Here is an 11,053-nt window from a genome sequence, read left to right as displayed (position 1 = left end):
TCGCCTATGAGGTGTTGAGTAGATCCATGATATTCACCTGGGCCGATGTGGTCTCGGCGGAGCCCCGCTTCGCCGAGAACGTTCAGCGGCGATTCGAGATGTATCCGCACCATGTCCTGGCGACCCTGCGCAAAGACGGTTCGCCTCGGGTCACGGCGCTCGAAGCGACCTTCCGTTTCGGTGAGTTGTGGCTCGGGATGATGCCCAATTCGCTCAAGGCGCGCGACCTCCTGCGCGATCCGCGCTTCGCGGTCCAGGCGAATCCGGGGGCCGGTGACGCGCTGGCCGACGGGGATGTCAGGGTCGGCGGCCGGGCGGTCGAGGTGACGGAGCGCCGAATACGCACGCGGTTCGTCGACGAGGTCCGGCCGCCGCTGCCGTTCCAGCTGTTCCGGGTGGAGGTCGGCGAGATAGTGCAGACCGAGATCGAGGGCGACGACCTGGTGCTCAGGTCCTGGCGTCCGGGCCGGCCGCTGCACACCGTACGGCGCGGGACGGACGCCGCGGCGCCGCGCGAGGGCGTGCCGGCGGGCGACGCGGCGGTCCGCTAGGCGGGCCGCGGAGGTGGGGCGGCGGTGGGATCGCGGTGGGGTTCGCGATCATGTGGTGTGCCCCACTCGATCCTTCCGGGGATGGCGTGCTAGGCTGACGACGTTGCAGTTTTGGTACCCATGAACTTTATGTGCGCCTGACGGGAATGTTTATCCATCAGGCGCATTATTGTTTTTGCCGGCTTCTCCGGATGGGGCTCAATGCGGCGACGAGGAATTCGTAAAGTGCGGATTTCCGGCTCTGCACCTGTTTTAGGAGAATGACATGGCTACTGGCACCGTGAAGTGGTTCAACTCGGAAAAGGGCTTCGGCTTCATCGAGCAGGACGGCGGCGGCGCCGACGTCTTCGCCCACTACTCGAACATCGCCACCCAGGGCTTCCGTGAGCTGACGGAGGGCCAGAAGGTCTCGTTCGACGTCACGCAGGGCCAGAAGGGCCCGCAGGCGGAGAACATCGTCCCGGCCTAGTTCCCGGACGTGTACCTCGCAGCCGGGGCCCGCACCGTGCAGGTGTGGGCCCCGGCTCGCGCTGTTCTCAGGCCCCAGGAAGGCTTTTCCGAATGACTCGATCCGAACGGCAGGACCGCGCCGCCCGTCCCGCCGGCAAGCGCCCGGCGCACTCCCGCGCCAAGGGACCCGCGAAGGGCTCGGCGAAACCGTCGCCCCGCCGCGCTCCCGCGCGCCCGCAGGAATTCACCCTGCCGGAGACCATCACCCCCGCGCTGCCCGCCGTCGAGTCGTTCGACGAGCTGGACATGCCCGCCGCTCTGCTCAAGACCCTCACCGCCCAGGGGGTGACCGAACCGTTCCCGATCCAGGGCGCGACCCTGCCGAACTCCCTCGCGGGACGCGACATCCTCGGGCGCGGCCGGACCGGTTCCGGCAAGACCCTCGCCTTCGGCCTGGCGCTGCTGGCCCGCACGGCCGGCCGCAGGGCCGAGCCGCGCGCCCCGCTCGCGCTGGTGCTCGTCCCCACGCGTGAGCTGGCCCAGCAGGTGACCGACGCGCTCACGCCGTACGCGACCGCCGTCAACCTGAAGCTGGCGACGGTCGTCGGCGGACTCTCGATCACCAAGCAGGCGAACGCGCTGCGGCGCGGCACCGAGGTGCTGGTCGCGACGCCCGGCCGGCTCAAGGACCTCATCGAGCGCGGCGACTGCCGGCTCGACGAGGTCGCCATCACGGTCCTGGACGAGGCCGACCAGATGGCCGACATGGGCTTCATGCCGCAGGTCACGGCGCTGCTCAAGCAGGTCGAGCCGGACGGGCAGCGCATGCTGTTCTCGGCGACCCTGGACAAGAACATCGACCGGCTCGTACGGCAGTACCTGACGGACCCCGTGGTGCACTCCGTCGACCCGTCCCAGGGCGCGGTCACCACGATGGAACACCATGTGCTGTACGTCCTGGACGACACGGACAAGAAGGAAGTCACGACGCGGATCGCCGCGCGCGACGGCCGGGTCCTGCTCTTCCTGGACACCAAGCGGTCCGTCGACCGGCTGGTCAAGCGACTGCTGGCGAGCGGGGTACGGGCCTCGGGGCTGCACGGCGGCCGTTCGCAGCCGCAGCGCAACCGGACCCTTGAGCAGTTCAAGAACGGCCTGGTCACCTGCCTCGTCGCGACAAACGTCGCGGCCCGGGGCATCCACGTGGACGATCTCGACCTCGTGGTGAACGTCGACCCGCCCGTCGACCACAAGGACTATCTGCACCGGGGCGGGCGCACCGCCAGGGCGGGGGAGTCCGGCAGTGTGGTGACGCTGGTGCTGCCCGAGCAGCGGCGTGAGATGACGCGACTGATGTCGGACGCGGGCATCGCCCCCCGGTCCGCGCGGATCAAGTCCACCGACGAGGAGCTGACGCGGCTCACCGGCGCGCGGGTGCCCTCCGGGGTGGCCGTCACCATCGAGGTGCCGCAGCCCGTGGTCCAGCAGAAGAAGCCCAGGACCTCGCGTCCCGGCGCCCGCAGGGGCACGGGTTCCGGATCCGGTACGGGTACGGGAGCCGGCGGCGGAGCGGGCGCTCGCACGGGCGGCGGCGCCGGCCGTGGCGGCCGCGGCCGCCGGGGCGGCTCGGGACGCGGCGCCGAGGGCGGACGCCGCACCGCGGCCTGACCCTCGGGCGATACGTTCCGGCTCCACGAAGCCCGGCACCGCGCGGACAGCGCGGTGCCGGGCTTCGTCGTGCCGTCGGGGAAGGCCCGGAGGGGGCGGGTGTCGGACCGGCGACGCCCAGGGGCCGTCGGTTAACTTCCGGGAAATTCAAGGACCTTGGGATTGACGTGTGCACGTCTACGCGCGTCATCATGAGGCATGCGAATTCCCCCACGTATCGCCGCCCTCGGCGGCCTCGTCGCTCTCGTCTCGACCCTCCTCGCCGGCGGAGTCACCGCCACCGCCACCGCGGCCCCCAGCGCGGTCGGCAGCATCTGCTACTCCAAGCTGCCGTCGCAGGCGTACACGACCCTCGGCCTCATCGCCTCCAACGGACCCTTCCCCTACTCCCAGGACGGCGCTGTCTTCCAGAACCGGGAAGGCATCCTGCCGAGCCAGTCCAGCAGCTACTACCACGAGTACACCGTGGTCACCCCCGGCTCCTCCACCCGAGGCGCGCGGCGCATCGTGACCGGCCAGAAGTCGAAGGAGGACTACTACACAGCCGACCACTACGCGTCGTTCTCGCTCGTCAACCACAGCTGCTGAACCGGAAGGTAGCCTCCGTCCCATGACCGTGACGTATGTGATCGACGGGGCGGAGATCACCGGGCTCGACCGCTTCTGGCAGGTGATCGGCGCGGCCGTGAACGGACCCGGCGGGTACTTCGGGAGCAACCTCGACGCCCTCGCCGACTGTCTGAGCGGCGGATACGGAACGCCGGACGACGGCGACTTCGTCATCGAATGGCGCCGGCACGACCTGTCGCGCCGGGCCCTCGGCCACGAGGAAACCGTGCGCACGCTCCAGCGGCGGCTGGAGCGTGCGCACCCCACCGGCAGGGCCGCCCTCCAGGCCGGACTGGACGCCGCACGGGCCGGCCGAGGACCCACCGTCTTCGACGAACTGGTGCGACTCATCGAGGAAACAGCCCCCGGAGTGCTGCGACTCGACTGAACGCGCGGCCGCCGGGGCCGCGCGCTCAGCGCTGACGCGGCAGCGTGCGCTCCAACCGCCGGCGCTCCGGACCCGGCGGGAGGAAGCGCACCGCGTCCACCGCGGTCCCGCGCGCGTGACCGTCCGGGTCCTCGTCGCTCAGCAGCCTGGCCAGCGCCTCCACCGCCCGGGGATCCCGGCGCACCGCCAGCCCGTGGGCGGCGGCCGCGGCCGTATCCGCCTCCGGATCGTTGAGCCGCGCCGCCAGCGCCTCCCGCAGCTCACGCGTGTCCGCCCCCATCCGCGCCAGCGCCGACACCGCCCGATCCCTGACCGAGGCGTCCGCGTCCCGGCTCAGCAGCACCCCCGCCCGTACCGCCTCCGGCTGAGCCTCCCCCCGCCCCTCGGACGCCGACGGCACGAGCCCGGTCAGCGCGAGCGCCACCCGCCGCCGTACCCCCGCGTCCGGATGCCCCGTATGACGCAGCACCTCCGCGAGCGCCACCGGATCGCCGTGCTGGCCCAGGGCGTCCAGCACCGCGTGGAGCACCTCCGGCTCCACCGCCTCCCGCGACAGCTCCCGCAGCAGTGGCACCGCGCGACCGGCGAACGGACTCCGCCCGTCCGCCCCCTCGGCCCAGCCCAGCCGCGCCAGCACCCCGGCACCGAACGCCCGCAACGACGCCTCGTCGCTCGCACACCACCGCGTGGCCGCCAGGAACGTTTCCTCGTCCCCGCGCCGCCACAGCGCCGCCACCGCCTCCACCCAGTCGTCCCGGCGCGGATCACCGCAGCGCAGCGCCCGCCCCGCCAACTCCTCGCACGGCGTGGCGATCCCCAGCTCCGCTTCGAGCATCGTCGCGACCGCCGCGTGCCCGGTCTGCTGCTCCTGCCCCGCCACCGGCTCCCCGTCCCGCAGCAGTTCCACCACGACGGTCACCGAACCGTCCTCCCCGATCCGGTCGATCCGGCGCACCACCGTCTCGTACCCGTCACCGAAGCCGCGCAGCAGCCCGTCGCGCAGCTCCCGCGCGACATCGAGCGTCATCCAGCGCCGCGCCTCAGCGAGCGCCGCCCGCGCCTCGTCGGCCCCGTACCGCAGCAGGACCCGTACGGTCGCGGTCGAGCCGCGCCGCGCGGCCAGCAGCAGCGGGGACTCACCGCCGGGGCCCGGCAGACCCGGGTCGGCGCCGTACTCCAGCAGTGCCTCCGCCGTGTCCGCGAACCCCTGACGGACCGCCCAGACCAGCGCCGTCAGCCCGAACGCCTCCCGGCGGTCCGGCCCGGCCCCGGCCGCCAGCAACGCCCGGACCACCTCGGTGTGTCCGCCGCAGGCCGCCGCGCACAGCGGCAGGTCGCCGCCCTCCGGGCCGTCCTCGGGGCCGCTCGGACGGTTGGGGTCGGCGCCCGCCGCGAGCAGCAGCCGCACCGGCCCCGGCGTGTCGCCGACCGCCGCCAGATACAGCGCCGTCCGGCCCTCCTCGTCGGTCGCCTCCGCGGGGACACCCGCCCTGAGCAGCGCCATGACGGCGTCGTCCGCGCCCTCGTACACCGCCTCGAACAGGTCGGGTACGCCCGCTGTCGGCTCGTTCGTCATGCTTCGACCTTACGTTCGCCCGCGCGCGGCCGTCGTCCGGCGGTCCGGCGAGGGCCTCCGGGCGGTCCCCGGGCGCGCCGGCCCGGGGGCCGGGCCGCGCTCAGGTGTCGCACTCCAGGACCGTTCCGCACAGCCCGCAGCGCGCGCGGACCCGCCCCTGGACCGGGACCCGGATGCGCTGGAAGCAGGTCGGGCAGGGGAAGGTGACGCGCCATCCGTCCGGCAGCGGCTCGAAGACGTGGGGCGAGCCGGGCTCGGGCGCCGCGCCGGGATGGTCGAGCGCGTGGCGGCGGGCCAGGGCGTAGCGGCGCCTGCCCGACCAGCCCGCGGTGGTCAGCGGTGGACGCCGCTCGTCGTCGAGCGCCCGCGCCCGGCCCTTCGTATACGACGTGTAGCCCTGCGGGCTGGTGAACCAGATCCTCGGGTCCTCGTCGAACACGAGCGCGCGCTTGGCCAGGACGTAGCCGAACTCCTCCGGGGTGAGATAGCCCAGCCGCTGGCTCTGCCCGCCGTGCTCGCGGTACGCGTCGAGCAGCAGCCAGCCGGCGCCCAGATAGGTGGTGGCCGTGTCGGTGAGGATCTCGTTGTCGTGGGTGTCGGGGAAGCCGATGCCCAGCCGGTGCAGCAGGACATGGGTGATCTCGTGCGCCAGCGCCGCGCCGATGTCCCTGCGGTGGGTGCGGAAGCGGTTGTTCAGCTCGATGAAGTACTCGGGCCCCGACGCCAGCTCGACATGGGCCGCGTGTGTCATCTCCCGGAAACTCACGATCACACGCGCCTCCGGCAGCCGGAGTTGCCTGACCAGCGCCCGGGCGACCCGCTGGGTGCCGAGATGGAGGTCGTCCAGATCGGAGAAGGCGACATCGGCCGGGGCCACGCCGGGGGCGTACGAGCGGATGCCGTCGGCCGAGAGCCGCCGGTAGAGCAGGGTGATCGCGGCACGCGCGGTCTCCAGGTGCGGATAGCCGGAGGCGGTCCCGCCGCCGTGGCCGTTCGTCACGTCCGTACCCCCTTCGGCCGGGCGGCCCGGCCGTCGGGCCGCTCCGGGCCGGCGGACCGATGAGCCCTCGATCCGGCCAACTCTACGGCGACGGCCACCGAATTCGCCGGGGCGCGGGCCGGTCGGGGCCGGTCGGGGCAGGTGAGGGCGGGCGCGGCGGTCCGGTGTCCGATCATCGGGCAATGGCCTGATGTCGCCGATACCGGCTGGCCGGAAGACGGATCTTGTGGTGCGGCGGATCCCCTCCGCATAATCCGGATCACGCTTTCTTGTCGGGCCCATGTCAGCACGGCGCGACGCGCGTTGACCGGGCCCTTCCGCGTGAACCCCACAACCCCCCATACCCCCACACCCTCATGGAAGGCAGTCCCTTGAGCATTCTGGGTGCCATCAAGAGAGTCGCGGCCGTCGGCGCCGTCGTCCTCGCCGCCATCAGCCTCCAGCCCTCCTCCGCCTCCGCGGCCCCCGCCCCCATCGTCGGCGGCACCCGCGCGGCCCAGGGCGAATTCCCCTTCATGGTCCGGCTCTCCATGGGCTGCGGCGGCGCCCTCTACTCGCCCACCGTCGTCCTGACCGCCGCCCACTGCGTCAGCGGCTCCGGCAACAACACCAGCATCACCGCCACCGCCGGCGTCGTGGACCTCCAGAGCAGCAGCGCCATCAAGGTCAAGTCCACCAAGGTGCTCCAGGCCCCCGGCTACAACGGCGCGGGCAAGGACTGGGCGCTGATCAAGCTCGCCTCGCCCATCAACAACCAGGCGACCCTCAAGCTCGCCACCAGCACCACCTACAACACCGGCACCTTCACCGTCGCCGGCTGGGGCGCCGCCACCGAAGGCGGCGCACAGCAGCGCTACCTGCTCAAGGCGTCCGTCCCCTTCGTCTCCGACGCCAGCTGCAACTCCTCCTACGGCGGCGAGGTCATCACCAGCGAGGAGATCTGCGCCGGCTACGCCTCGGGCGGCACCGACTCCTGCCAGGGCGACTCCGGCGGCCCGATGTTCCGCAAGGACAACGCCGGCGAATACGTCCAGGTCGGCATCGTGAGCTGGGGCAACGGCTGCGCCCGGCCCGGCTACCCCGGCGTCTACACCAAGGTCTCGACCTTCGCCTCCGCGATAGCCTCGGCCGCGGCCACTCTGTAGGCACCCGCCCGGCGCGAGCGCGGACCGCGACACACCCCGCGCCCACCGCGCCGCCGTACCGCCACACCTCACTCGCCGGACGGGCTGCTCCCAGCCCGTCCGGCGAGCTGTACGTACGGGACCCCCGAGGCACCGCGCGCCCGGCCCGCCAGCTCCAGGACCCACACCTCGTTGGCGCCCGCGCGCAGGACCGGACCGGGAACGTACAGCGACTCCTGCGGACCGGCGGACGGCCAGTAGCGGCCCAGACAGCGGCCGTTGACCCAGACGAAGCCACGGGTCCAACCGGGCAGGCCGAGCCGGGCGTCGCCGGGGGCCGCCACATCGAAGGCGGCACGGTACAGGCCCCGCGTACCCTCGGCGGTCGGCGCCACCGCCTCCGTCCCGGCAGCCGCCACCGGCTCCGAACCGGTGGCCGACACCGCTCCCGAACCGGTGGCCGACACCGCTCCCGAGCCGGTCGCCACCGTCCGCGAGCCGCTCGCCTCCGCGACTCCCGGCTCCGCGGCTCCCGGCTCCGCGGCTCCCGCCTCCGCCCGCGTACCGGCCGTCCCCCGGAACGGGAGCCCGGCCACCGCCGCCGCGTCATCGAACGCGTCCAGGCGCAGCCCTCGCGCCCGTACCCCGTGCAGATACTGCAAGGCATGCAGCACCCCGCCCGTCAGCCCCTTGGACTCGCCCAGCGCCGGACCGTAGTTGACCCGGCCCAGCGACTCCACCCAGACCTCCACGGACGCCGGACCGGCCACCGGATCCACCAGAGCGAGCGTCGAACCGCCCCCCTCACCGCCGCGCACCTCGGCCCGTACACCGTCCACATACACCTCGGCCAGATCCCGTACCCCGGTCAACGCCAGCGGCAAAGGCGCCCGAGGCCCCGGCACCTCCACCCGATAGCGCACCAGCCCCCGGTCGACATCCACCTCCTCGAAGGTCTGCGGCAGCACCGTCTCGGACTCCGGCCCACCCAGCGCCTCCACCACCTCCGCCAGCGGCACCCACCCCGTGCACTCCGCCCGCACCGGGCCCACCAGGGAAGCCGGCGGCCGTGGGACATCGGGCAGCGGACCCTCCCGGTACTCCGCGAGAACCTCCCGCATCAGACGGAACTTCTCCGTCGGCCACCCCCACTCGTCGACCGGCGCGTCATAGTCGTACGACGTCACATCCGGCTTCAGCGCCCCCCTGTGCAGCACACCCCCGCGATTGGCACCCGCCCAGCCCGCGAAACTCGTACCACCGTGCGCCATGTACACATTGACCGACGCCCCCGGGCCCGACTCCAGGATCTCCCGCAGCGTGGCCGCCGCGTCGGCCGCGTCCCGCCCGGCGTGCTCACCGCCCCACCGGTCGAACCAGCCGCACCAGAACTCCATGCACATCAACGGGCCCCCGGACCGATGCCGGCGCAGCGCCCCGAAAGCGGCACGCGCGCCCGAACCGAAATTCACCGTCGCGAGCAGCCCGGGAACCGTGCCCCCTGACAACATGTGGTCCTCCGGACCGTCCGAGGTGAACAACGGCACGGAGACACCGCACTCCCGGGTCAGCTCCGTCAGCCGCGCCAGATACACCTGATCGCAGCCGTAACTCCCGTACTCGTTCTCGACCTGCACCATGACCACCGGACCACCCCGGTCGATCTGCCGCCCGGCCACCTGCGGCAGCAGCCGCCGGTACCAGCGCTCCACCGCCCCGAGGAACTCCGCGTCACTCGTCCGCACCCGCGCGCCGAGCGGCCCGGTCAGCCAGTGCGGCAGCCCGCCGTTCTCCCACTCGGCACAGATGTACGGCCCCGGCCGTACGATCGCCCACAGCCCGGCCGTGTGCGCCGCGTCCAGGAACCGGCCCAGCGCCTCCACATCGCGGAGCCGCCCCGGCGCCGGCTCGTGCAGATTCCACGGCACGTACGTCTCCACACAGTTCAGCCCCATGGCACGCAGCATCGCCAGCCGGTGACCCCACTGCTCCTCGTGCACCCGGAAGTAGTGCAGAGCCCCCGACAACAGCCGCACGGGCCGGCCATCGACCAGGAACTCCTCCGACCCCACGGTGAACTCGGGCATCGCCGCCACACTCCCTCTCGTCGATCCGGTCCTCGTCCGGACGCTCGACGCCACCCTTCCCCGTTGGCACCGAGCGGGTCCATGGACAAAGATCACCTCTGGTTGGACACAACGAAGGGGTGAGCGCGCCGACAAGGGGGCCACGGATGCGGCACATCTGGACGCGGTACCTCACGCCGGAACCCGCCCACCACCGGCTCGGCCTCGTCTGCCTCGGCGTCGGACTCCAGCACGGCACACTGCCCACGGTCGGACCCCGCACCCTCGACCACCACGTGGCCGTGGTCATCAGCAGCGGAAACGGATGGTTCCGTTCCACCGACGGACGACGCATCGCCGTCACCGCCCCCGCACTGCTCTGGCTCACCCCCGGCACGCCCCACCACTACGGCCCCGACCCCCACCACGGCTGGGACGAGAGCTTCGTCGCCTTCACCGGCCCCGCCACCGCCACCTACACCGAACTCGGCTACATCGAGCCGGACCGGCCCGTCGTACCGCTCCGCGACCCGGCCGGCCCCCGCGCCGTCGTCACCCGCATCGCCCGCGCCGCCCGCCGGGGCAACCCCCTGCTCGAAGTCGAGACCGGCGCCGCCGTGCACGAACTGCTCGTCACACTGCGCAGAGCCCGCGCGGGCACGGCCGCCGACACCCACCCCGTACTCCAGGCCCTCGCCCGCGACGCCTGCCTGCCCCTCACCGTCGCCGACCACGCGACCCGCCACGGCATGACCCCCGCCGCGCTGCGCACGGCCGTGCGCGCCGCCGCCGGCCGCACCCCCAAGGAGTACCTCCTCGGCATCCGCCTCGGCCGCGCCAAGGAACTCCTCGCCGCCACGGAACTGCCCGTCGCCGCCGTCGCACGCCGCGTCGGCTACGCCGACCCGGCCTACTTCTCCCGGCTGTTCACCCGCCGGGTCGGCCTCGCGCCCGTACGCTTCCGGGAGCAGGAGAGCCGCGCGCTGCCCGGCGGCACGCAGCGGCACGCGCCCCTCTGATCCGGCCCCTCTGATCCGGCCCCCCTGATCCGGCCCCCTGGCCCGCGCCCCCTGATCCGGCCCCCCTGGCCCGCGCCCCCTGATCCCGCCCCCTGACCCGCGCCCCCCCCTGATCCCGCCATCCTGATCCCGCATCCTGATCAGCCACCTGCCCCTCGCCGCCGGTCCGTCTAAGCTGCCGGACCATGACCACGAGTGACAGCGGGAGCACCCCCGGCCCGGCCGGCACCGGCATGGACGACTCCGTACAGGCCGAGCTGAACCGGCTGCGCGCATCCATCGACAACATCGACGCCGCCGTCGTCCACATGCTCGCCGAGCGCTTCAAATGCACCCAGCAGGTCGGCGTCCTCAAAGCCGAGCACCAGCTGCCACCGGCCGACCCGTCCCGCGAGGCCCGCCAGATCGCCCGGCTGCGGGAACTGGCCGAGAGCGCACGGCTCGACCCGGCCTTCGCGGAGACGTTGCTCAATTTCATCATCGCCGAGGTGATCCGCCACCACGAGACGATCGCGGACGGGACGCGCGCCGGCAACGCGTGACCGCGGTGCTCGACGGACGGCACCGAAGCAGAGCGGGGGGTGAGCCGGGCGCTGGGCGGG

General features: G+C 72.8%; 11 protein-coding genes. 8 read left to right on the top strand and 3 right to left on the bottom strand.

What is annotated here, in order from left to right:
- The first annotated feature begins 26 nt into the window (after nt 1-26).
- From ACFY6S_RS08495 to ACFY6S_RS08475, 5 genes are all read left to right on the top strand, one after another.
- Nucleotides 27-551, top strand: a complete 525-nt coding sequence (locus ACFY6S_RS08495; protein WP_388820425.1) for a pyridoxamine 5'-phosphate oxidase family protein — start codon at nt 27-29, stop codon at nt 549-551.
- A gap of 265 nt (nt 552-816) precedes the next feature.
- On the top strand, nt 817-1,020 hold the full coding sequence (locus ACFY6S_RS08490; RefSeq protein ID WP_388820422.1) for a cold-shock protein: 204 nt from the start codon (nt 817-819) through the stop codon (nt 1,018-1,020).
- Nucleotides 1,021-1,112: 92 nt separating this feature from the next.
- Nucleotides 1,113-2,669, top strand: a complete 1,557-nt coding sequence (locus ACFY6S_RS08485) for a DEAD/DEAH box helicase (RefSeq protein ID WP_388820420.1) — start codon at nt 1,113-1,115, stop codon at nt 2,667-2,669.
- Between the two features lie 198 nt (nt 2,670-2,867).
- Nucleotides 2,868-3,257, top strand: a complete 390-nt coding sequence (locus ACFY6S_RS08480) for a ribonuclease domain-containing protein (RefSeq protein WP_388820417.1) — start codon at nt 2,868-2,870, stop codon at nt 3,255-3,257.
- A gap of 22 nt (nt 3,258-3,279) precedes the next feature.
- Nucleotides 3,280-3,666 (top strand): barstar family protein, encoded by a 387-nt coding sequence (locus ACFY6S_RS08475; protein WP_388820414.1) that lies wholly within the window; start codon nt 3,280-3,282, stop codon nt 3,664-3,666.
- A 25-nt stretch (nt 3,667-3,691) separates the two neighbouring features.
- Here ACFY6S_RS08475 and ACFY6S_RS08470 read toward each other — a convergent pair whose 3' ends face one another.
- Nucleotides 3,692-5,242: an ankyrin repeat domain-containing protein gene (locus tag ACFY6S_RS08470; protein ID WP_388820411.1), complete on the bottom strand. Its 1,551-nt coding sequence runs from the start codon at nt 5,240-5,242 to the stop codon at nt 3,692-3,694.
- Between the two features lie 100 nt (nt 5,243-5,342).
- Nucleotides 5,343-6,242: a hypothetical protein gene (locus ACFY6S_RS08465; protein WP_388820408.1), complete on the bottom strand. Its 900-nt coding sequence runs from the start codon at nt 6,240-6,242 to the stop codon at nt 5,343-5,345.
- 356 nt (nt 6,243-6,598) lie between these two features.
- On the opposite strand from ACFY6S_RS08465, the gene ACFY6S_RS08460 reads away from it, so the two are divergent.
- Complete coding sequence (locus ACFY6S_RS08460; RefSeq protein WP_388820405.1) at nt 6,599-7,387, top strand: S1 family peptidase; 789 nt, start codon at nt 6,599-6,601, stop codon at nt 7,385-7,387.
- A gap of 68 nt (nt 7,388-7,455) precedes the next feature.
- Here ACFY6S_RS08460 and ACFY6S_RS08455 read toward each other — a convergent pair whose 3' ends face one another.
- On the bottom strand, nt 7,456-9,453 hold the full coding sequence (locus ACFY6S_RS08455; protein ID WP_388820402.1) for a beta-galactosidase family protein: 1,998 nt from the start codon (nt 9,451-9,453) through the stop codon (nt 7,456-7,458).
- A gap of 146 nt (nt 9,454-9,599) precedes the next feature.
- Here ACFY6S_RS08455 and ACFY6S_RS08450 point away from each other — a divergent pair, with 146 nt between their 5' ends.
- Both ACFY6S_RS08450 and ACFY6S_RS08445 read left to right on the top strand, forming a co-directional pair.
- Nucleotides 9,600-10,451 (top strand): AraC family transcriptional regulator, encoded by an 852-nt coding sequence (locus ACFY6S_RS08450; RefSeq protein ID WP_388820400.1) that lies wholly within the window; start codon nt 9,600-9,602, stop codon nt 10,449-10,451.
- A gap of 185 nt (nt 10,452-10,636) precedes the next feature.
- Nucleotides 10,637-10,993: a chorismate mutase gene (locus ACFY6S_RS08445; protein ID WP_388820397.1), complete on the top strand. Its 357-nt coding sequence runs from the start codon at nt 10,637-10,639 to the stop codon at nt 10,991-10,993.
- Nucleotides 10,994-11,053: the final 60 nt, after the last annotated feature.

The organism is Streptomyces sp. NPDC012835 (assembly GCF_042900885.1).
Lineage (GTDB): Bacteria > Actinomycetota > Actinomycetes > Streptomycetales > Streptomycetaceae > Streptomyces.
Note: the sequence above shows the minus strand (reverse complement) of the source record. Positions and strands in the feature narration are given on the sequence as shown.